The 25,205-nt window shown below is 72.4% G+C and carries 1 pseudogene; it reads right to left on the reverse strand.

Annotated features, from left to right (window positions below):
* Positions 1-842 precede the first annotated feature (842 nt).
* Positions 843-25,199 (reverse strand): annotated as a pseudogene (locus V1L54_RS28275) (type I polyketide synthase); the annotation flags it as partial.
* Positions 25,200-25,205 lie beyond the last annotated feature (6 nt).

A 25,205-nucleotide genomic window follows, 5' to 3' on the forward strand; every position in this document is an offset into this window, starting at 1 on the left:
GAGCCTGTCTCGTTGAAGGGCTAGGGCGCCATTTCCGGCGGTAGGTCCAGGTCCTCGGTCAACGGGCCCAGGCGCGTTTCGCGTCGGCACTCACTGCGGAGGTCGCCCAGAAATCGAGCTTCTTCCCCACGCCCGGAGCGGGACGGCCTGGTCGACACCGAAGCCGTCGGCATAGGCGTGGTTGGGGATGCGGGCGGCGTCGACGCCCTGTTCGTGGAGGCGGCCCATGGTGGCAGCGATGTCGGGCCAGGCCTGGGAGGCGAGGATCGCATTCCGGCGGGCGGTCAGCGCGCCCCGACCCGGATCCGGGCCAGGACCAGGGCCGGGGCGCGGTCCGGTTTTCGGGCGGGGCGGTACACCGGTAACGGGCCGGGGCGCGGCGGGGCCTCGCCCCGGCGCGGGCGTCACCCGTACGGTGCGCGGCACGGTCCGGGACGGCGTCGGCGCTCCGGTCAGGGCAGTTGCCTCGCGGAGCAGGACGGTGGCCTGGGCGGCGGCCTCGTCTGGGCCCGGTGCTCCTGCGTCCGGTGCCAGGCCATGGCCGCCTCGACGGCTTCGCCGAGGGCGGCCAGGAGGTTCAGGACGGCGGGGGCGCCGTCGCCCCGCGCCGCCCTCGGCGCGTAGTCCCTGCCTCAGCCGCGGTGGGCGGCCGCGTGAATGTCGGCGTGATCGCAGATCTCGCCTTCCGCGCCTTCAGTCATCGAAGCTCCCTACGCTGGTGCCTGGTTCGGGTCGTTGTGCTGGTCCGCCGAGGATCAGTCGAGCGCTCCCTCGCCGAGCTGGTCGCGGATCAGGTTGATCAGCTCGTCGTCGTCGGCGGCCTGGATGCGGTCGGTCGCGGTGCTCTCCGCGGCGGCCGGTTGGTCGGCGGTCCACTTGTCGAGGAAGGCCTGCAAGCGGACGGTGACCCGTGCCTTGGACAGTCCGTCCGGCGGTGAGTCGGCCATCGCCGCCTCCAGCGTGTCCAGTGCCCCGATCAGTGGCTCGACGTCGGTGACCGGATCGGCTCCGGGCAGCGTGCCGTGCAGGTGGTCGGCGAGGGCGGCCGGCGTCGGGTAGTCGAAGACGATCGTCGACGGGAGCGGCGTGCCGCACTCGCGTGCCAGCAGGTCCCGGAACTCGACGGCGGTCAGCGAGTCGAAGCCGAGGTCCTGGAAGGGGCGGGTGCTGTCGATCTGCTCGTGCGCGGCGTAGCGGAGTACGACGACCAGAGCACCTCTGATCAGCTCCGTCAGTTCGGTCAGTCGCTCAGCGGTGCTCAGCGTGGCGAGCCGGGCCCGTAGCCCGGTGTCGACTTCCTCCTCGGTGGGTGTCTCGGTCAGCGCTACGGCGCTGGTCGCCTCGGGCAGTTCGCGCAGTAGCGGACTCGGCCTGCCGGAGGTGTACGCCGGGGTGAACCGGGTCCAGTCCACATCGGCGACGGTCAGGTTCGTCTCGCCACCGTCGACCGCCTGTGCCAGCGCGGCGACGGCCAGAGCCGGGTCGAGCGGTGCGAGGCCGCGGCGGCGCAGGAACTCCTCCGCCTCCCCGGAGACCGCCATACCGGTGCCGGCCCACGGGCCCCAGGCCACCGAGGTGGCGGCCAGTTCGTGGGCCGCGCGGCGCTGGGCGAGCGCGTCCAGATACGCGTTGCCGGCCGCGTAGAGTGCCTGACCGCCGCTGCCCCAGGTGGCGGCGATGGAGGAGAACACCACGAACAGCTCCAGATCGGCGTCCCTGGTGAGCTGGTCCAGATGGGCCGCGCCGAGCACCTTGCCCTCGGTGATCTCTGCGATGTCCGTGAGCTGGGTGGTCGCCACCGGGCTGGACTGGGCGACGCCGGCGGCGTGGACGACGCCGAGCAGGGGACGATCGGCCGGTACGGCGGCGAGCAGTTCGGCTACCGCGTCCCGGTCGGCGACGTCACAGCGGGCGACCGTGGCGTCCGCACCCAGGGCCCTCAGCTCGGCGAGCAGCTCGTCAGCTCCCGGTGCCTGCGCACCGTGACGGCTGGTGAGGAGCAGATGTGACACCCCGCGTTCGGCGAGCCACCGCGCGACCGAGGCGCCCAGTGCGCCGGTGCCGCCGGTGACCAGTACCGTGCCCGGTCGAGAGGGCGTCCAGGCCGGTGCGGCGGGGTCCGGTCGGTCCGCCCGGACGAGGCGGCGGGCGAGGAACCGGCCTCCGCGCAGGGCGAGTTGGTCCTCGCGAGTGTCACCGTGTAGTACGGCGGCCAGCTGGGTCAGGTCCTGGTCGCCGTCCGAGGACAGGTCGACCAGACCGCCCCAGCGGTGCGGGTGTTCCAGCGCCACGGCCTGCCCGAAGCCCCACAGTCGCGCGTGCTCGGCCCGGGTGACCCGGTCCGTCGCGTCGACCGCGACGGCGCCGCGGGTCAGGGTCCACAGCGGGGCGGTCCACTCTGCGTCGCCGAGGGCCTGGACGAGTGTGAGGGCCACCGCCAGGTCGGCCTGGTGGCCTGCCGGGTGAACGACTCCCTGGAGGTCGTCCGGCGCCGCCCTGAGTTGGGTGGCCAGCTCGTGCCGGTCGGGGTGGGTCGGGTCGATCGTCAGGGGTATGACGTGGGCGCCGGCCGCGCGTAGTGCGTCGCCGACGCCGGCGCCGTCCTCGTCGCCCGCCTCGGTGACCAGCAGCCAGGTGCCGTCCAGGGTGGCGTCGGGTGTAGCGACCGGTGTCCACTCCACCCGGTAGCGCCAGCCGTCCACCGCCGCGTGCTGCCGTGACTGCCGTCGCCACGACGCCAGTGCCGGCAGAACCTCCGCCAGCGCCTCCGGCCGTGCGTCCCATCGCAGGGTGCTCGCGACCTCGGTCACATCCTCGCGTTCCACTGCCTCCCAGAACCGGAACTCGCCCGGGCCCTCGGCCGGTGCCGGTGCCGCGGCCGCCTGCTCCGGCCAGTACCGGTCGCGCTGGAACGCGTACGTGGGCAGTGCGATCCGCTGGCCGTGTGCGGGTACCGCAGCCGACCAGTCGACGTCGACGCCCACCGCCCATATCCGGCCAAGCGCCGCCCACGCCGTGCGCACCTCGTCGCGGTCCCGTCGTAGGACCGGGGCGAAGGCGCCGGTCACGCCGGACTGGCGCGCCATCGCGCACAGCACGCCGTCCGGGCCGAGTTCCACGAAGCGGGTGACGCCGTGTTCGGTCAGCTGTCGTACTCCGTCGGCGAATCGGACGGTCTCGCGCACCTGCCGCACCCAGTAGTCGGGTGTGGTCAGGTCCGCGCCGGCCATCGCGGGGATCACGGGGATACGGGGCTCGACGAAGGTCATGGACTCCACGACCTCCGCGAACTCGGCCAGCATCGGCTCCATCAGGGCCGAGTGGAAGGCGTGCGACACCGTGAGCCGGCTGGTCTTACGGCCCTGCGCCGACCACTTCACGGCGAACTCCTCGATGGTCTCGGCCACACCGGAGACCACGAGTGACGACGGACCGTTCACCGCGGCGATGTCCAGCCGGCCCTGCACGGCGTCGAGGATCTCGGCCTCGGTCGCCTCGACCGCGAGCATCGCGCCGCCGGCGGGCAGTGCCTGCATCAACTGGCCCCGCTTGGAGACGAGTTCGCAGGCGTCCGTGAGTGAGAGGACTCCCGCGCAGTGAGCGGCGGCGATCTCCCCGATCGAGTGGCCGAGCAGAACGTCGGGGACCACGCCGAAGGACTCCAGTAGCCGGAAGACCGCCACCTCGACGGCGAACAGGCCGGCTTGGGTCCACACAGTCTGGTCGAGCCCGTCGCCGTCGAACACGACGTCCCGCACGGGGCGTTCGTGCTTCAGGTCCAGCTCGGCACAGACCGCGTCGAAGGCGTCGGCGTACGCCGGGAAGGCCTCGTACAGCTGCCTTCCCATACCGGCTCGTTGCGCGCCCTGCCCGGTGAACAGGAACGCCGTGCGCCCCTCGCTGGTCGTCTCCGAGATCAGGTCGGCGGCCGGTTCGCCGGTGGCCAGTGCGGAAAGGCCGGCCAGCAGGTCGTCGTAGCCGTCGCCCATGATCACCGCGCGGTGCTGGAGGTCGGCTCGGGACAGCAGAGACCTGGCGACGTCCGTCGGTGCCGACTCCGGCTGTGCGGACAGGGCTTCGTGCAACCGCCTCGCCTGCGCGGCGAGTGCGGTGGCGGAGCGGCCGGACACCAGCCAGGGCGGTGTCGTCCCGTCGGTCAGGCGATCGGTCGGGGCCGCCTCGTCCGCCGGGACCGGTTCGGCCTCCAGGATGATGTGGGCGTTGGTGCCGCTGATGCCGAAGGAGGAGACGCCCGCCCGGCGCGGACGGCCCGCCTCGGGCCACGGTCGCTCCTGGGTCAGCAATTCCACCGCGCCGGCCGACCAGTCCACCTGCGCAGTGGGCTCATCGGCGTGCAGCGTCGGCGGTAGCGTGCCGTGTCGTAGCGCCAGCACCATCTTGATCACGCCCGCGACACCGGCGGCCGCCTGGGTGTGGCCCAGGTTCGACTTGACCGAGCCGAGCCACAACGGCCGGTCGGTGTCCCGGTCCTGGCCGTACGTCGCCAGCAGCGCCTGCGCCTCGATCGGGTCGCCGAGCTTGGTGCCCGTACCGTGCGCCTCGACCGCGTCGACCTCCGACGGCGACAGTCGCGCGTCCGCCAACGCCTGCCGGATGACGCGCTGTTGGGACGGTCCGTTGGGCGCCGTCAGACCATTGGAGGCGCCGTCCTGGTTGACAGCGCTCCCCCGTACCAGCGCGAGGATCTGGTGCCCGTTGCGGCGAGCGTCCGACAGCCGCTCCACCAGCAGTACGCCGACACCCTCGCCCCAGCCCGTACCGTCCGCGTCGGCCGAGAAGGCCTTGCAGCGGCCGTCGTCCGCGAGGCCGCCCTGCCGGGCGAACTCGGTGAACGCCGCCTCGGTGGACATCACCGACACACCGCCGGCGAGTGCCAGATCGCACTCGCCGCGCCGTAGCGCCTGCGCGGCCAGATGGAGCGCCACCAGCGACGACGAACACGCCGTGTCGACGGTGAGCGCCGGCCCTTCCAGGCCGAAGGCGTACGACACCCGGCCGGACAGCACCGCCGCCGCGTTGCCGGTGGCCGCGTGGGCGTCCAGGCCCTCGTCGTCGGATCCGGCCAACACCACCGGGTAGTCCTGTCCGTTGGTGCCGACGAACATCCCGACGGAACGTCCGCGTACCGCGCGCGGGTCCATCCCGGCGGACTCGAAGGTCTCCCACACCGTCTCAAGGAGCAGCCGCTGCTGGGGGTCCATCGCCAACGCCTCACGCGGGCTGATCCCGAACAGTCCCGCGTCGAACTCCGCGACTCCGTCGACGAAACCGCCGTGCAGCTTGGAGGAGTTGGGCAGCGCGGTGAGATCCCAGCCTCGGTCGGTGGGGAACGTCGTCATGGCGTCCACCCCGCCGATGAGCAGGTCCCACAGTTCGTCGGGGGAACCGACGCCGCCGGGCAGTCGGCACGCCATGCCGACCAGCGCCAACGGCTCGTCCACCTCGGTGGCGGCTCCCGTCGGGGGTACGACGGCCGGTGTCAGCACCTGTTCGTTGCCGAACAGTTCCTCGCCCAGGAACCGTGCCAACTCCGCCGGGGTCGGCCGGTCGAAGACCAGGGAGGCGGGCAACCGCAGTCCGGTCCGTACGCCGGCCAGGTTCCGGAACTCCACGGCCGCCAGCGAGTCGAAGCCGAGGTCCCGGAACGCCTGGTCGGCACCGACCGCCTCCGCCGAATCATGCCCCAGTACCGTCGCCGCCCATGAGCGGACCGCCGCCAGCAGCAGCGCGCCGCGCTGGCCCGCCGGTGCCTCAGTGAGCTCCGCCCGGAACTCCGTGGCCGGCCCGACCTCGGTGGCCGGGGTACGGGCGGACGCCGCTTCGGGCAGTTCGGTCAGCAACGCGCTGGGACGCGTGCCGGTCAGCCCGGCCGCGAACAGCGACCAGTCGATATCGGCGATCACCGGGTCCTGGTCACCGGTCGCCAGGGCCCCCGCCAACGCCGTGACGGCCAGTTCCGGGTCCAGTGGGGACAGGCCACCGCGCCGTAGCCGGTCGGTGACCGCCTGGTCGTCGGCCGCCATACCGTCCTGGGCCCAGGGCCCCCAGGCGACCGAGACCCCGGGCAGCCCGCGGGCTCGGCGGCCGTGCATCCACGCGTCGACGAAGGCGTTGGCGGCGGCGTAGTTGCCCTGTCCCGCACTGCCGACCGTTCCGGCCAGCGAGGAGAACGCCACGAAGAACTCCAGCTCCGCTCCCCCGGTCGCCTCGTCCAGTGCGACCAGTCCGGATGCCTTCGCGGCCAGTACCGTCTCGAAGCGTTCCGGGGTGAGCGCGTCGAGCGTGCCGTCGTCCAGTACCCCGGCGGCGTGCACCACACCGATCAGCGGGTGTTCGGCCGGGAGCCGCTCCAGTGCGCCGGCCAGCGCCGCACGGTCGGTGACATCGCCGGTCTCGACCGTGACCTGGGTGCCCAGGTCGGCGAGTTCGGCGACCAGTTCGGTCACGCCCGGAGCCCGCGTACCGCGTCGGCCCATCAGCACCACGTGGGGTACGCCCCGGTCAGCGAGCCAGCGGGCGGTCACCGCGCCGAGCGCTCCGGTACCACCGGTCACCAGCACGGCACCCGGCCGCGACGGCGACCACGGGGTGCTGCCGGCGGACTCGGCGCGCACCAGGCGACGGCCGTACACACCGGCCGCGCGTACCGCCACCTGGTCCTCACCGGTGCCGCCACCGAGGACGGCGGCGAGGCGTGCTCCGGCTCTGGCGTCCAGCACGGACGGGATGTCGAGGAGGCCGCCCCATCGGTCCGGCTGTTCCAGTGCCGCGACCCGGCCGAGTCCCCAGATCTGCGCCGGTACCGCGGCGGGCGCGGCGTCCGACCGTCCGACCGAGACGGCGCCGCTGGTCAGCGCCCACAGGGGGGCGTCGATTCCGGCGTCGCCGAGTGCCTGGATCAGGCACAGGGTCAGCTGAAGGCCGGCGGGCAGCTCGGGGCGAGGGGTCGCGTCGTCCGCCCAGGCGGCGAGTGAGACCACCCCGCTCACCGGGCCGGCCGCGGCGAGTTGGGCGGCGAGGGCCACCCGATCCGTGCTGGTGGGTACGAAGTGGACGGCCTCGGCGCCCGCGCCGGCGAGCGCGGAGGACACCTCGTGGGCGGGGGCGGGGGTCGGCTGGTGCTCGGGGACGACCACCAGCCAGCGGCCGGTCAGTACCGGGGTCGCGGGCAGGTCGGGGACCGGGCGCCAGGTCGCGAGGTAGCGCCAGGAGTCGATCGCGGACTCCTTCCGCCGCTGCCGCCGCCACGAGGAGAGCATCGGCAGCGCCGCGCCGAGCAGGTCCGGAGTGCCGGGGTCGTCCAGGATGTCGGCGAGCGCGTCGATGTCCTCGTGCTCGACCGCGTCCCAGAAGCGGGAGTCCGTCGCGTGGGCGGCTGGTTGCGCGGCCGCGGTGGTGGCACGCGGCCAGTACCTGTCCCGCTGGAACGGGTAGGTGGGCAGGGCGATCCGGCGGCCGGCGGGTGCCAGCGTCGACCAGTCGACGTCCGCGCCGTCGGTCCACAGCCGGGCCAGGGCCAGTAGCGCGGTGGCGGTGTCGTCCCGCTCGGCTCGTAGGACCGGGGCGAACACGGCTTCGACATCGGCCTGCTGGGCCATCCCGCACAGCACTCCGTCCGGGCCCAGCTCCACCAGGCGGGTCACGCCCTCGAGCCGCAACCACTCGACCCCGTCGGCGAACCGGACCGTGTCGCGGACCTGTCGTACCCAGTAGTCCGGGCTGGACAGGAGTCCGGGCTCGGCCAGCCGGCCGGTTAGGTTGGACACGACGGGGATACGGGGATCGGCGAAGCCCGTCTTGTCCAGCACGGCGGCGAACTCGGCCAGCATGGGCTCCATCAGCGCCGAGTGGAACGCGTGCGACACCGTCAACCGGCTCGTGCGACGCCCCTGGTCGCGCCAGAGCGCGGCGAACTCCTCGACCGTCTCGGCCGGGCCGGACACCACCACCGACGACGGGCCGTTCACCGCCGCGACGTCCAGCCGGCCTTCGATCACCTCGACGACCTCGGCCTCGGTGGCCTCCACTGCGAGCATCGCCCCACCGACGGGCAGCGCCTGCATCAGCCGCCCACGCACCGCGACGAGTTGACATGCGTCCGGCAGCGAGAACACCCCGGCGCAGTGCGCGGCGGCTATCTCGCCGATCGAGTGGCCGAGCAGGACGTCCGGGACCACGCCCCAGGACTCCAGCAGCCGGAACACCGCGACCTCGACCGCGAACAACCCGGCCTGCGCCCACACCGTCTGGTCCAGGCCGGTGCCGTCGAACACCACGTCGCGTACCGGGTGTTCCAGGTGCGGTTCCAGTTCGGCGCAGACCGCGTCGAACGCGTCCGCGTACACCGGGAACGTCTCGTACAGTCCACGTCCCATGCCCGCGCGCTGCGCGCCCTGGCCGGTGAACAGGAACGCGGTGCGCCCCCGCGTCGCCTCCGCCGACAGTGTGTGCGCGGCGGTCCCGCCGTCGGCCAACGCGGCCAGCCCGGCGAGGAGTTCGTCCCGTTCGGTGCCGACGACCACCGCGCGGTGGTCCAGGGCCGCCCGGGTGGTGGCCAGCGACCAGGCCACGTCGTACGGATCGACGTGGCGCTGGGCCACCAGCCCGCGCAGTCGCGCGGCCTGGGCCCGGAGACCGTCGGCGGTCTTCGCGGACAGCGTCCAGCCCAGCGGGCGTGGGGTGCGCGCGGGCGCAGGCGCCTCGTCATCGGGCGACGGCGCGTTCTCCAGCACGATGTGCGCGTTGGTGCCGCTGATGCCGAACGACGACACCCCGGCCCGGCGCGGTCGGTCGGTGACCGTCCAGGGTCGGGCGTCGGTGAGCAGTTTCACCGCGCCGGTGGACCAGTCGACGTGCGGGGTCGGCTCGTCCACGTGGAGGGTCGCGGGGAGTACGCCGTGTCGCATGGCCATGACCATCTTGATCACGCCCGCCACGCCCGAAGCCGCTTGGGTGTGGCCGATGTTGGACTTGACCGAGCCCAGCCACAGCGGGCGGTCCTCGTCCCGGTCCTGGCCGTAGGTCGCCAGCAGCGCCTGTGCCTCGATGGGGTCGCCCAGGCGGGTTCCGGTGCCGTGTGCCTCGACGACGTCGACCTCGTTCGGGGTCAAGCCCGCGGTGGCCAGCGCCTGGCGGATGACCCGCTGCTGGGACGGGCCGTTGGGTGCGGTCAGGCCGTTGGACGCGCCGTCCTGGTTGACCGCGCTGCCGCGCACCACCGCGAGGATCTCGTGGCCGTTGCGGCGAGCGTCGGAGAGCCGCTCCAGTACCAGGACGCCCACGCCCTCGCCCCAGCCGGTGCCGTCCGCGCCGCCCGCGAACGACTTGCAGCGCCCGTCGGAGGCCAGTCCGTCCTGCCGGTCGAACTCGGCGAACGCCGCGGGCGACACCATGACCGTCACACCACCGGCCAACGCCAGCTCGCACTCACCGTTGCGCAACGCCTGCGCCGCCCAGTGCAGCGCCACCAGCGACGAGGAGCACGCGGTGTCGACGGTGACCGCCGGCCCCTCCAGACCGAAGGTGTACGCCACCCGGCCGGAGATCACGCTGTTGGCGGTGCCGGCCAACCGATACCCATCGGCGCCTTCGAGACCGTCGTCCGGACCTCCGTACCCCGAGGAAGAGGCGCCGGCGAACACACCGACCGGCCGACCGCGCAGCGAGCGCGGATTCAGCCCCGCCGACTCGAACGCTTCCCAGGAGGTTTCGAGCAGCAGCCGCTGCTGCGGGTCCATCGCGAGCGCCTCACGTGGGCTGATCCCGAACAGCCTGGCGTCGAACTCCGTTGCCGCGTCCACGAATCCGCCACGCGCGGCCGCTCCGGTCACCACGTCCTTCGGCCACTCGCGGTCGGCCGGGAACTCGGTGATGCCGTCGACGCCGTGCGCGACCAGGTCCCACAGCTGCTCGGCGTTACGCACCCCGCCCGGGTAGCGGGCGCTCATCCCGACGATCGCGATCGCTTCGTCCACGACGCCGACGGCGGTGGTGCCGGCGACCGGGACGGTGTGCTCCAGCAGTTCGGCGGACAGGTGCTCGGCCAGTGCGGTGGGGTTGGGGTGGTCGAAGACCAGGGTGGCCGGCAGGGCCAGCCCGGTGTCCGCGCCGAGCAGGTTGCGTAGTTCGACGGCGGTGAGCGAGTCGAAGCCGAGGTCGCGGAAGGACCGTTCCGGTTCGATCGCGTCCGGGGAGGCATACCCGAGCGAGACGGCCGCGCGCGCCCGAATCAGGTCCAGCAGCATGCCGTGGCGGCGGCTCTCGGGTGCCGCGGCCAGTTCGTCGCGGAAGGTCGAGCCCCGGTCGGCAGCGACGGACACCGGTGCCAGAGCCGATGCGGCCTCCGGTAGTTCGGCGAACAGTGCGCTGTCCCGGCCGGAGGCGAAGGCGGGGGCGAACCGCTCCCAGTCCACGTCGGCGACGGTCACACAGCTCTCGTCGAGTTCCACCGCGCGTTGGAGCGCGCGAATGGCGAGGTCCGGTGCCATCGCGACCAGGCCGTGGCGGTACAGGTACTCCTCGGCCCCGCCCTGCCCGGCCATACCGTCGCCCTCCCACGGGCCCCAGGCCACCGAGGTGCCGCTGCGTCCGCGCGCCCGCCGCTGCTCGACGAGCGCGTCGAGGTGGGCGTTGGCGGCCGCGTAGACGCCCTGCCCGCCGCTGCCCCAGGTCGCCGCGATCGAGGAGAAGACCACGAACAGGTCCAGGTCCACCTCACGGGTCAGCTCGTCGAGATGGGCCGCACCGGTCACCTTGACGTCCAGGACGCGGGCGATCTCGGCCTCGTCGGTGTCGGCGAGCGGTACGGCCTGTCCGGCGCCGGCCGCGTGCACGATGCCGGTCAGCGGGTGCTCTTCGGGGATCGCGTCCAGCACGGCTGCCAGCGCCGTACGGTCGGTGACATCGCAGGCGACGATGGTCACCTCGGTTCCGTGAGCGGCCAGTTCGGCTACCAGTCCGGTGCTGCCCGGGGTGTCGGCACCTCGACGTCCGAGCAGCACCAGGCGCGGCGCGCCTCGTTCGGCCAGCCAGCGGGCCACCCGCTTGCCGAGGCCTCCGGTGCCGCCGGTGATGACGATGGTCCCGGAGGGCGTGTACGGGGTGCCGGTCGGCTCGTCGGCGGCGGCGCGGACCAGACGGCGGCCGTACGCGCCGGAGGTACGTACGGCGACCTGGTCCTCCTCTGTGCCACCGGCCAGTACAGACACCAGAATGCGGGCGGCGCGGGCGTCGAACTCGGCCGGGAGGTCGATCAGACCGCCCCAGCGGCGCGGCTGTTCCAGCGCAGCCACCCGGCCGAGTCCCCAGACCTGCGCCTGGGCCACCTCGCGCAGCGGATCGGAGCGGCCGATCGACACCGCCCCGCTGGTGAGCATCCACACCGGTGCGTCCAGCTCCGCATCGTCCAACTGCGCGAGCAGCGCCACCGATTCGGTGACGGCGGCGGAGGACGGGGCCAACGCGACGACTCCGGCGACGGTGGCGGACGCGCTGGCGCCCTGCTGGCCGGCTTCGCGGTCCAGCAGGGCGACCTCGGCGCCGGCGGCGCGGAGCGCCTCGGCGAGGCGGGCGGCCGGTTCGGCGTCGGCCGGGGCGGCCGCGACCAGCCAGGTACCGGACAGAGTGGCGGTGATGCTGGTGAGGTGGTTGAGCGGGGTCCAGGTGACGCGGTAGCGCCACGATCCGATCACCGACTCCTGGTGGCGGGACCGCCGCCACTGGGAGAGCGCGGGAACCACGGCGTCCAAATGGGCGGACGCGTCGGGCAGGCCGATGGTGTCGGCGAGTTCGGTCAGATCCGCGCGGTCGACCGCAGCCCAGAACCGCGCCTCGTCCGCGTCGACGGGCGCAGCCGGGTCGACCGCAGCCAACGGCTCCGGCCAGTACCGCTCCCGCTGGAAGGCGTACGTCGGCAACGCGACCCGGCGGCCGGCGGGCAGCACCGCCGGCCAGTCGATCTCCGCACCGGCGGCCCACAGCCGGCCGAGCGCGGCCAGGGCGGTTTCGTGCTCGTCCCGGTCACGGCGTAGTACCGGTGCGAACACCGCGTCGGCGACGAGCTGCTGCGCCATTCCGCAGAGCACCCCGTCGGGGCCGACCTCCACGAAACGGGTGACGCCGCGTTCGGTCACCTCCCGTACGCCGTCGGCGAATCGGACGGTCTCGCGTACCTGGCGCACCCAGTACTCGGGGATGGACAGCTTCGCGCCCGCCATCGCGGCGACTACGGGGATACGGGGTTCGGAGTAGCTCACCGACTCCACGGCTGAGGCGAAGTCCGCCAGCATCGGTTCCATCAACGCCGAGTGGAAGGCGTGCGACACCGTCAGTCGACTGGTCTTACGCCCCTCCCCTGACCACTTCGCGGCGAACTCCTCGACCGTCGCGGCGTCACCGGAGACCACCACCGACGACGGTCCGTTCACCGCCGCGACATCCAGCCGGCCCTGTACGTCCGCGACCACCTCTGCCTCGGTCGCCCGCACCGCGAGCATCGCCCCACCGGCGGGCAGCGCCTGCATCAGCCGACCCCGCGCGGCGACGAGTGCACACGCGTCGGCGAGTGAGAACACCCCGGCGCAGTGGGCGGCCGCGATCTCGCCGATCGAGTGCCCCAGCAGTACGTCCGGGACCACGCCCCAGGACTCCAGCAGCCGGAACACCGCGACCTCGACCGCGAACAACCCGGCCTGCGTCCACACCGTCTGATCGAGGTCGGTGCCGTCGAACACCACGTCTCGCACCGGGCGTTCCAGCCTCCGGTCGAGCTCCGCGCACACCGCGTCGAACGCCTCGGCGAACACCGGGTACGCCTCGTACAGTCCCCGTCCCATACCGGCCCGTTGCGCACCCTGGCCGGTGAAGAGGAACGCCGTGCGCCCCTCACCGACCGCGCCCGAGACCACGTTCGCGGCGGGATCGCCGGAGGCCAACGCGGTCAGCCCCGCGACCAGTTCGCTGTGGCCGTCGCCGACGACCGCCGCACGGTGGTCCAGCGCGGTCCTGGTGGCAGCCAGCGACCAGGCCACGTCGTGCGCATCAGCTTCCGCTTCAGTGACGGTGGCTGCCAGTCGTTCTGCCTGGGCACGCAGGCCCTCGGGTGTATGCGCGGAGACCAGCCAGCTTACCGGGCCGGGCGTGGGCGTGGGCGTGGACGTGGACGTGGCGTCGGAGGGCGCGGGCCCTGCGGCTTCCAGGATGACGTGCGCGTTGGTGCCGCTGATGCCGAACGACGACACCCCGGCGCGGTGGGGCCGGTCGGACAGCGGCCAGGGACGTGCCTCGGTGAGCAGTTCGACCGCGCCGGTCGACCAGTCGACGTGCGAGGTGGGCTCGTGCGCGTGCAGCAGCGTCGGCGGCAACACCCCGTTCCGCATCGCCAGCACCATCTTGATGACGCCCGCGACGCCGGCGGCGGCCTGGGTGTGACCGATGTTGGACTTCACCGAACCCAGCCACAGCGGACGGTCCTCGTCCCGGCCCTGTCCGTACGTCGCCAGGAGCGCCTGCGCCTCGATCGGGTCGCCGAGCTTGGTGCCCGTGCCGTGTGCCTCGACCGCGTCGACCTCCGACGCCGCGAGCCGCGCGTTCGCCAACGCCTGCCGGATCACCCGCTCCTGGGAAGGACCGTTCGGCGCCGTCAGACCGTTGGACGCACCGTCCTGGTTGACCGCACTCCCCCGCACCACGGCCAGGACCTCGTGGCCGAGCCGCTCCGCGTCCGACAACCGCTCCACCAGCAACAGGCCGACGCCCTCGGACATACCGGTGCCGTCCGCGTTGGCGGAGAACGCCTTGCAGCGTCCGTCCGAGGCCAGACCGCGCTGGCGGTCGAACTCGGTGATCACACCCGGGGTCGCGAGGACGGTCACGCCGCCGGCGAGCGCCATCTCGCACTCGCCGTTGCGCAGTGCCTGCACGGCCAGGTGAAGTGCCACCAACGACGAGGAACACGCGGTGTCGACGGTGACGGCCGGTCCCTCCAGGCCGAAGGTGTACGCCAGCCGGCCGGACGCCACGCTGGTCGTGGTGCCGGTCATCAGATGGCCGAGCGCGTTGTCCGGCAGTCGCATGCCGTAGCCGTACTGGGCGTGCGCGGCGCCGATGAACACACCGGTGGAGGAGCCGTGCGCGTCCGAGGTGGCGATTCCGGCGGACTCGAAGACCTCCCAGGCGGCCTCGAGCAGCAGCCGCTGCTGCGGGTCCATGGCAAGGGCCTCGCGCGGTGAGATCCCGAACAGTGCGGCGTCGAACTCCGTTGCCTCATCGAGGAATCCGCCTCGCGCCGCCTCGGCGCCGACGATGTCCAGCGGCCAGCCCCGGTCGGCCGGGAAGCCGGAGGTCGCGTCCACGCCCTCGCTGACCAGCGGCCACAGATCCGCCGGCGAGGCGACTCCGCCGGGGAGCCGACAGGCCATGCCGACGATCGCGATGGGTTCGCCGGGTTCGCCGGGTGCGGCGGTCGTCGGGCGCGTGGCCGGTACGGGGGCGGGGTCGCCGCCCAGGCGGGTGCTGAGGTGCTCGGCCAGCGCGGTGGGGGTCGGATGGTCGAAGACGAGGGTGGCGGGGAGCCGGAGCCCGGTCGCGGAGTTGAGTCGGTTACGGAGTTCGACCGCGGTGAGCGAGTCGAAGCCGAGGTCGCGGAAGGCATGGCGGGCGCCGACGGCGTCGGCCCGGGCGTGGCCCAGCACGGTCGCGGCGTTGCCTCGGACGAGGTCCAGTACGAGGTCGCGCCGGTCGGCGGCGGACAGTCCGTGCAGCCGGGTGGCGAGGGTGTTGTGGGTCTCCTCGTTCCGGCCGACTGCGCGCCGGCCGGCCGGGCGGATCAGGCCGCGCAGCAGTGCGGGGACCTCGCTGCTTCGGGTGAGGTCGAGGGGGATCGGCAGCAGATGCGGGGTGTGCGTCGCGACTGCGACGTCGAACAGTGCCAGGCCCTGCTCAGTGCCCAGGGTGGCGCCCGTGCGGCTTCCGGTCGGGGTGGCGTCGTCGAGGAGGTGGCCGGTCATGGTGCTGGCCTGCTGCCAGAGGCCCCAGCCGAGGGACTGGGCGGGCAGTCCACGGGCGCGACGGTAGGAGGCGAGCCCGTCGAGGAAGCTGTTGGCGGCCGCGTAGTTGGCCTGGCCGCCGGTGCCGAGGGTGGCCGAGGCGGAGGAGTAGAGCACGAACAGGGCGAGGTCGGTGTCCAGGGTCAGGTCGTGCAGATTGACGGCGGCGTCCACCTTGGGGCGGAGCACCGCCTCGACCCGCTCGGGGGTCATCGACTCGAAGACGCCGTCGTCGAGGACGCCGGCCGCGTGTATCACCCCGGTCAGCGGATGCCGGTCCGGTATAGCCGCCAGCACGTCGGCCAGCGCGGCGCGATCGGCGGCGTCACAGGCCGCGACGGTCACCTGTGCGCCCAAGCCGTGCAGGTCGGCGAGGAGTTCGGTCGCGCCGGCGCTGTCCGCGCCCCGGCGGCTGAGCAGCAGTACGTTCCGTACGCCGTGTTCGGTGACCAGGTGCCGGGCGAGCAGGCCGCCGAGCGTGCCGGTACCACCGGTGATGAGGACCGTGCCGTCGGGGTTGAGTGGCGTCGGTACCGTGAGCACGTTCTTGCCCACGTGTCGCGCCTGGCTGATGTGTCGGAACGCCGACACCGCGTCCCGTACGTCCCATGCGGTGACCGGCAGCAGGTCCAGTGCGCCGGCGTTGAACAGGCCGAGAACCTCGCTGAGGATCTCCCGCACCCGGTCGGCGCCGGCTTCGGCGGGGTTGAACGCCTGGTAGCGCACGCCCGGGTGGTCGGCCGCGACCCGCGCGGAGTCGCGGAGGTCGGTGCGGCTCAGATCGGCGAACCGGCCGCCGTCACCGAGGAGTCGCAGGGACGCGTCGACGAACTCGCCCGCGAGCGAGTTCAGCACCACGTCCACGCCACGGCCGCCGCTCGCGGCCCGGAAACGCTCCTCGAACGCCAGGTCCCGGGAGGAGGCGATGTGCGCGTCGTCCAGGCCGGCGGCGCGCAGGGTGTCCCACTTGCTGGGCTTGGCGGTGCCGAACACCTCCAGGCCGAGGTGGCGGCCGAGTTGTACCGCTGCCATGCCCACGCCGCCCGCGGCGGAGTGCACCAGCACCGACTCGCCCGGCCGGGCGTCAGCCACGTCCACCAGCCCGTAGTACGCGGTGGCGAACACGACCGGTACGGCGGCCGCCTGGGCGAAGGACCAGCCGGTGGGCACGGGGGCCAGCAGTCGGCGATCGGTGACCGCGCCGGAGGCAATGCCACCGGTGAAGAAGCCGAACACCCGGTCGCCGACGGCGAGTTCGGTGACCTCCGGGCCGATCTCGGTCACGATGCCGGCCGCCTCGGCGCCCATCTGCGCCTGGTCCGGGTACATGCCGAGCGCGATCAGTACGTCGCGGAAGTTGACACCGGCGGCGCGTACGGCCACCCGTACCTGGCCGGCGCAGAGCGGGGCGTCGGCGTCGGGCGCGGGGAGCATCGCCAGGTTGTCGAGGGTTCCCTCGCCGGTGACGTCCAGTCGCCAGGCGGCGGGTCCTGCGGGGAGGGTCAGGCCGTCGTCGGCGTGTGGGCGGGCGAGACGGGGTGCCCGGGCCTCGCCGTCGCGTATCGCGAGCTGTGGTTCGCCGTCGGTGACGGCCCAGTTCGGCCAGACGTCGTCGTCGGTGGCGGAGGGGTCGCGGTCCAGCAGGACGATTCGGCCGGGGTGTTCGGACTGTGCGGAGCGCAGCAGGCCCCAGACCGCCGCTCCGGCGAGGTCGGTCACCGTCTGGCCGGGTATGGCGAGGACGGCTCCGCGGGTGACGACCACCAGACGGGTGTCGAGGTACCGGTCGTCGGCGAGCCAGTTCTGGACGGTGCGGAGCACGTCGTAGGTGGTGTGGTGGACGGCGTCCGCCGACAGGTTCGCGTCGGGCGCGGGCTCGGGGAGGGTGAGGAGCGCGACGGGGGGTGGCGGGGTGCCGTTGGCCGGGGTCGGTCCGGCGGGGTCGAGGCGTAGCCACTGGGAGGTGTCGGGCGGGGGGTTGCCGGGGTCGGGCAGCACGGTCCAGTCGACGGCGAAGAGGGCGTCGCGTACGTGCTGTTCGCCGACCTGCCGCAGGTTGTCGGAGGTGATGTCGCGCAGTACGAGGGTGTCGATGGTGACGACGGGGGCGCCGGTGGGGTCGGTGGCTCGTACGTTCAGGCCGTCGGGGGTGGTGGTGAGTGCGACGCGGAGTACGGTCGCCTCGGTGGCGTGGAGTGCGACGCCGTTCCATGCGAAGGGGAGTCGGGTGCCGGAGTCGGTATCGGCGGTGACCGCGACGGCGTGCAGGGCCGCGTCTAGCAACGCCGGATGTATGCCGAAACCTGCGGCGTCGACCCTCTCGGGCAACTCCACCTCGGCGAAGACGGTGTCCCCGTCACGCCATACGGCCCGTAGGCCCTGGAACGCCGGACCGTAGCCGTAGCCGGCATCCGCCAGTCCGTCGTAGAAGCCGGCTACATCGACCGGCTGCGAGCCGGGCGGCGGCCACGTCGCCGGCTCCGCAGGCACGTTCGCGGCGGACTCGCCCAGCAGGCCGGTCGCGTGGCACACCCATTCGGCGTCGTCGGAGGGGCGGGAGAACACCTCGACGGCGCGGTCACCGGAATCGTCGGGCGCACCGACGCTGACCTGTAGCGCGACACCGGCTCGGGTGGAGAACACCAGCGGCTTCTGCAGCACCAGTTCACGCAGGAACCCACTGCCGACCTGGTCACCGGCGCGGAGTGCCATCTCCGCGAACGCGGTACCAGGCACCAGTACCTGACCCCACACCGCGTGGTCCTCAAGCCAGGAGTGTGACGACTGCGACAACCGCCCCGTCAGCACCGCACCGCCACTCGGCAAGCCGACGGCCGCGCCCAGAATTCCATGAGTCAGGCTTACTTGACCCACCGCAGACACATCGCCAGACACCACCGGACGCGGCCAGTAGCGCTCGTGTTGGAAGGCGTACGTCGGCAGCTCCACGCGACGCCCGGTCGGCACGACCGAGGACCAGTCGACCCCGGCGCCCGCCACCCACGCCTCGGACAGCGCGGTCAGGAAACGCTCCTGGCCACCCTCAGCACGGCGGAGCGAGCCCACCACCACGGCGTCCGCGTCTGCGGCTTCGGCGGTCTCCTGGACACCGATGGCCAGGACGGGATGAGGGCTGCACTCCACGAACACCGACCGGCCGTCAGCCAGCAGGGCACGCGTGGCCTCCTCGAACCGGACCGTGGAACGCAGATTGTCGAACCAGTACCCCGCGTCCATCGACGCCGTATCGATCGGGGCACCAGTGAGTGTGGAATAGAGCGGCACGGTGGAGGACATCGGTGCGACATCGGCCAGGTCGGTCAGGATCTGCTCCCGCAACTCCTCCACCTGCGCCGAGTGCGAGGCGTAATCCACCGGAATACGACGCGTCCTCACCTCCCGCACCTCACACAGCCCCAGCAACTCATCCAACGCCTCCGGCTCACCCGAAACCACCGTCGAACAAGGACCGTTGGCCGCCGCCACCGACAACCGACCACCGAAAGCGTCAATCAGTTCCTCAACCGTGGCGCGACCCTCAGCGACCGACACCATTCCCCCGCCACCAGCCAACGCCAGGATCGCGCGGCTACGCAACGCGACCACCCTGGCCCCGTCCTCCAGCGACAGACCACCCCCCACCACCGCCGCCGCAATCTCCCCCTGGGAGTGCCCCACCACCGCAGACGGCACCACCCCACACGCACGCCACAACCGCCCCAGAGACACCATCACCGCCCACAACACCGGCTGGACCACATCCACCCGGCCCAACAGCCCCTCGTCACCGCCCTCGATCACCTCCAGCAACGACCAGTCCACCCACGGCTCCAACGCCACCTCGCACTCGGCCAACGACTCCCGAAACACCGCTGACCAACCAGCCAGCTCCCGCCCCATACCCACCCACTGCGAGCCCTGGCCCGGGAACACGAACACCACGTCCCCAGGGACCACACCGCCCGACACCACGCCCGACGACGCCACACCTTCAACTACCGAGCGCAGTCCTTCAGCCGCGCTCTCACGGTCGGCGGCCAGCACCACCGCGCGATGCTCCAGCCCCGCCCGCGACAACAACGACCAACTCACGTCCACCAGTTCAGGACAGGACCCGTCAGAGACCAGCGCCCGCAACCGGTCCGCCTGGCCCGACAACGCACTCGCCGACTTCGCCGACACCACCAACGGCACCAGCCCGGAACCGGCCGGAGGCTCCGGCACCACGACCGCCACCGGCTCAGCCCGCTCAATGATCACGTGCGCGTTGGTGCCGCTCATCCCGAACGACGACACACCCGCCCGACGCGCACGACCCGTCTCAGGCCACACCCGCGCCTCAACCGCCAACCTCACCGCACCGGTTGACCAGTCGACACGCGACGTCGGCTCGTCCACATGCAACGTCGCCGGCACCACCCCGGACCGCAACGCCTGCACCATTTTGATCACACCCGCCACACCAGCGGCCGACTGCGTGTGACCGATATTCGACTTGATCGAGCCCAGCCACAACGGCCGTTCCCCATCCCGCCCCTGGCCGTACGTCGCGAGCAACGCCTGCGCCTCGATCGGGTCACCCAGCCTGGTCCCCGTACCGTGCGCCTCCACCACGTCCACATCCGACGCCTCAAGACGCGCGTTCGCCAACGCCTGTCGGATCACCCGCTCCTGCGACGGACCACTCGGCGCCGTCAGACCATTCGACGCACCGTCCTGGTTGATGGCACTCCCCCGCACCACCGCCAACACCTCGTGCCCCAACCGCTCGGCGTCCGAGAGCCGTTCCACCAACAGCACCCCGACACCCTCGGACCAGCCCGTACCGTCCGCCGCATCCGCGAACGACTTACAACGCCCATCGCCCGCCAGTCCACCCTGACGACTGAACTCAGCGAAAATGCTCGGCCCCGTCATCACCGTCACACCACCGGCCAGTGCCATGTCACACTCACCGTTACGCAGCGCCTGCACCGCGAGATGCAACGCCACCAACGACGACGAGCACGCCGTGTCCACCGTCACCGCGGGCCCTTCCAGTCCGAACGAGTACGCCACCCGGCCCGAGATCACACTGTTCGCACCACCCGCCAGCACATGCCCCTCCGCGGTGGTGAAGAGGTCGGTGCCAAGGCCGTAGCCGGATGACGAGGCGCCGATGAGTACGCCGGTACGGGTGTGGTTCTGCGAGAGCGGGTCGATGCCGGCGTGTTCGAAGGCCTCCCAGGACGCTTCCAGCAGCAGCCTCTGCTGCGGGTCCATCGCCAGCGCCTCACGCGGCGATATCCCGAACAACGCCGCGTCGAACTCCGTCGCTCCGTCGACGAATCCGCCACGGCGGGCGTAGTCGCCGTTCCCGTCCTCGGGCCAGCCACGGTCGGTGGGGAAGTCCGAGACGATGTCGCGGCCCGAGGCCACCACGTCCCACAGTTGCTCGGCCGAGTTGGCTCCGCCGGGGTAGCGGCAGCTCATGCCGACGATCGCGATGGGTTCGTCGACGGCGGCGGAGGTAGGGACGGGGGTCGTGGCGGCGGCCACGGAGGTGTCGCCGAAGAGCTGGCCGAGCAGGTGGTCGGTCAGCGCGATCGGCGTCGGGTGGTCGAAGACCAGGGTGGCCGGCAGGGGCAGCCCGGTCTCGGAGGTGAGCAGGTTGCGCAGTTCGACAGCGGTGAGCGAGTCGAAGCCGAGGTCGCGGAAGGCGCGACGGGGCTCCACCACGGCGACGCTCGTATGCCCCAGTATCAGCGCGGTGTGCGCGCGGACCGCGTCCAGCAGCAGCCGGTGCCGTTCGGTCCCGGGAGCGGCGGTGAGGGCGTCGCGGAGTTCGGTGGACGGGGTGTCGGCGTCGGTGGTCGTCGTGAGCAGTCCCTGTGCATCGGGGAGTTCGGCGAGCAGGGGGCTCGGGCGCGCGGAGACGAACGCCGGAGCGAACAGCTTCCAGTCGACGTCGGCGACGCTCACGGTGGTCTCGTCGTGGTCGACGGCGCACGCGAGTGCCCGGAGAGCGACCGTACGGTCCATCACCGACAGACCACGGCGCCGCAGGAACTCGGCGACCTCGTCGTTGGCGGCCATGCCGACCTCGGCCCACGGCCCCCAGGCGATCGCGGTTCCGGTCAGCCCTCGGGACCGGCGGTGCTCCACCAGCGCGTCGAGGAAGGCGTTTCCGGCGGCGTAGGCGCCCTGACCGCCGCTGCCCCAGGTCGCGGCTATGGAGGAGAAGACGACGAACAGGTCGAGAGTGTCGGTGAGTTCGTCGAGCAGCGCCGCGCCGGTGACCTTGGCGCGCATCACCTCGGCGACCTCGTTCTCGTCGGCGTCCAGCAGCTGGCCCGACACTCCGACGCCGGCGGTGTGGACCACGCCGGTGAGCGGGAACTCAGCTGGTACGGCGGCCAGCGCGGCTGCCAGTGACTCACGGTCGGCCACATCGCAACCGACGACGGTCACCCGGGCGCCCAAGGCGCCCAATTCGGATGTGAGTTCATTCGCACCGGGCGCGTCCGCGCCCTGCCGGCTCAGCAGCAGCAGATGTGGTACCCCGCGCTGGGCGAGCCATCGGGCCACGTCACCGCCCAGCCCTCCGGTTCCGCCGGTGACCAGTACGGTGCCGGCGGTCGTCCACCGGGGTGCGGAACCCCGCGGCAGTGGAGCGCGTACGACCCGGCGGCCGTACGCCTGCCCGTCGCGGAGCGCGACCTGGTCCTCCTGGGCCGCGCCGCCGAGCAGCGCGACCAGCCAGTCACTGGTGGTCCCGTCGCTGTGGGCCGGCAGGTCGACCAGTCCGCCCCAGGTGGTGGGGCGCTCCAGCGCCGCGACCCGGCCGAGCCCCCACAACGGTGCCTGTTCCGGGTGGAGTAGCGGATCGCCGTCGCCGGTGGACACCGCGCCCCGGGTCAGGCACCACAGCGGGGCGGCCAGCTCCGCGTCGCCCAGCGCCTGGTAGGTGCGGAGCAGCGGTGCGAGGCCGGTGGGGTCTGACGGTCGTGGGCTCGTACCGCCCGCGACGATCACGACGCCGTCGGGGGCGGCGGCGGTCAGCCGCTCGGTGAGGGTGGCTCGGTCGTCGGCCGGGGTGAGGGTGAGTTCGCTGACTCGCGCCCCGGCGGTGCGTAGGGCGTTCGCCACGTCCCGGGCGGGGTCGCTGTCGTCGGCGGTGACGAGCAGCCAGGTCCCGGTGAGGGAGCCACCGGGGGTGCTGGTGAGCGGCTTCCATCGCGCCTGGTAGCGCCAGGATTCGAGGATGGACTCCTCGCGCAGGGACTGTCGCCAGGACGACAGCGCCGGTACGAGGTTCGCCAGGGTTTCGGGATCGTCGCGCAGTCCGAGGGTGTTGGTGAGTTCGGTGAGGTCCGCTCGTTCCACCGCCTCCCAGAACCGGTCCTCGTCCGGCGAGGTGGACGGCTGGGTGGCGCCCGCGTCGGGCAGCGCCTCGGGCCAGTAGCGCTCGCGTTGGAAGGCGTATGTCGGCAGCTCGACCCTGCGGCCCCCGGGGAGCAGTGAGCGCCAGTCCACCTCGGCACCGGAGGCCCACAGCCGGGCCAGGGCGGTCAACGCGGTAGCGGTGTCGTCACGGTCCTTGCGCAGTACGGGCGTGAACACGGCGTCGGCGACGGTCTGTTGGGCCATCGCGCAGAGCACCCCGTCGGGGCCCAGCTCCACGAACCGGGACACGCCCTGATCCCGTAGCTGTGCCACCCCGTCGGCGAACCGGACCGCCTGCCGTACCTGCCGCACCCAGTACTCCGGGGTCGACATCAGACCAGGCTCGGCCACCTCGCCGGTCAGGTTGGACACCACGGGGATGACAGGGTCGGCGAAGTCCAGCTTCGCTATCACGGTGGCGAAGTCGGCCAGCATGGGCTCCATCAGCGCGGAGTGGAACGCGTGCGAGACCGTCAGTCGGCGGGTGCGACGCCCCTCCCCCGCCCAGCGGGTCGCCAGCGCGTCGATCGCCTCCTCGGAGCCGGAGACCACCACCGACGTGGGGCTGTTGACGGCGGCGATATCGGCCTGGCCGGCGATCGCCTCGACGACCTCGGCCTCGGTCGCCTCGACCGCGAGCATCGCGCCGCCCGAGGGCAGCTCTTGCATCAGCTTGCCGCGCGCGGCGACAAGCTGGCAGGCGTGTGACAGCGAGAGGACTCCGGCGCAGTGCGCGGCGGCTATCTCACCGATCGAGTGGCCCAGCAGCAGATCCGGGGTGACGCCCCAGGACTCCAGCAGTCGGAACGCCGCGACCTCGACGGCGAACAGGCCGGCCTGCGCCCATTCGGTCTGATCGAGCTCGGCGTCGCCGGTGAAGACCACGTTCTTGAGCGGACGTTCACGCTTGGGGTCCAGTTCCGCGCACACCGCGTCGAAGGCCTCGGCGAACACCGGGAACGACTCGTACAACCCCCGTCCCATGCCGGCCCGTTGTGCGCCCTGGCCGGTGAAGAGGAACCCGGTCCTGCCCTCGTCCACCGTTCCCGTGACCACACCGCCGGCCGGGAGCGCGGCGGCCAGTTCCTGCAGGCCGGCGAGCAGTTCGGCCTCATCAGCGCCGAACACCACGGCGCGCCGCGTCAGCGCCGCCCGGGTCGTCGCCAGCGACCATGCCACATCGGCCGGACGCTCCGCGCGGTCCGACAGCCGGCGGGAGAGACGTTCGGCCTGTGCGCGCAGCGCCTCGGTCGTCTGCGCGGACACCGGCCAGAGCAGCGGCCCCGGCAGCGGGTCGACGCCTGGGTCCGCCGGGTCCTCGGCCGGCGCGCTGTCAGGGATCGGAGCCGGCGCTTCCTCGAGGATCAGATGGGCGTTGGTGCCGCTGACGCCGAACGCGGAGACCCCGATCCGCCGTGGCGCGTCCGTACGGGGCCATGGGCGGGCGTCGGCGAGCAGGCGGACACCGCCGCCCTTCCATTCGACGTGGGGTGTGGGGACGTCGACGTGCAGGGTGCGCGGCAGCAGGCTGTTGCGTAGCGCCAGCACGCTCTTGATGACGCCGACCACGCCTGAAGCGGCCTGGGTGTGACCGAGGTTGGACTTGGCCGAACCGAGCCACAGCGGACGGTCGTCGGTGCGGTCCCTGCCGTAGGTGTCCTGCAGCGCCTCGAGTTCGATCGGGTCGCCGAGCGCCGTTCCGGTGCCGTGTGCCTCCACCGCGTCCACGTCGGCGGTGGTGAGTTGGGCGTTGGCGAGTGCCTGTCGGATGACGCGCTGCTGGGAGGGGCCGTTGGGTGCGGTGAGGCCGTTGGACGCGCCGTCCTGGTTCACCGCGCTGCCTCGGATGACCGCGAGGACGTCGTGGCCGTTTCGGCGCGCGTCGGAGAGCCGTTCGACCAGCAGTACGCCGACCCCCTCGCTCCAGCCGGTGCCATCCGCCTCGGCGGAGAACGACTTGCACCGCCCGTCGGAGGCCATCCCGCCCTGCTTGCCGAACTCAGTGAACGCGGCCGGGGTGGTGATCACGGCGACGCCACCGACCAACGCCCAGCCGCACTCGCCCTGCCGCAACGCCTGGACCGCCAGGTGGAGGGCGACCAGCGACGAGGAGCAGGCGGTGTCCACGGTGACCGCCGGGCCCTCCAGACCGAGCACATAGGAAAGCCGGCCGGACAGCACACTGCTGGCGCTGCCGGTCAGCTGATAGCCCACGGTGGACTCGGGCATCCGGCCCACCGTGTCGTACCCGGACGGTGAGGCGCCGACGAAGACACCGGTGTCGCTGCCGGCCAGCGAGTGCGGGTCGATACCGGCCCGTTCGGCGACCTCCCACGCCGCTTCCAGCAGCATTCGCTGCTGGGGGTCCATCGCCAGCGCCTCACGCGGGTTGATCCCGAACAGTGCGGCGTCGAACTCGGCGGCGTCCGGGACGAATCCACCGCGGCGGGTGTAGCCGCCGGTTTCCGCGACGGTCTGGGTCCAGCCGCGGTCGTCGGGGAAGTCGACGATCGCGTCGGTGCCGTCCGCGAGCAGCCGCCACAGGTCCTCCGGTGCGCCGACGCCGCCGGGCAGCCGGCAGCTCATCGCGACGATGGCGATGGGTTCCCGGGCCGCCCTCCGCATCTCCCGGTTCTGCTGGCGGAGCCGGTCGACCTCCTTGAGGGAGGCTCGGAGGGCCTCGACGGCCTTGTCGCTACGAGCGTTCATCGAGTT

The organism is Streptomyces rubellus (assembly GCF_036323805.1).
In the GTDB taxonomy this organism is placed as follows: Bacteria; Actinomycetota; Actinomycetes; order Streptomycetales; family Streptomycetaceae; genus Streptomyces.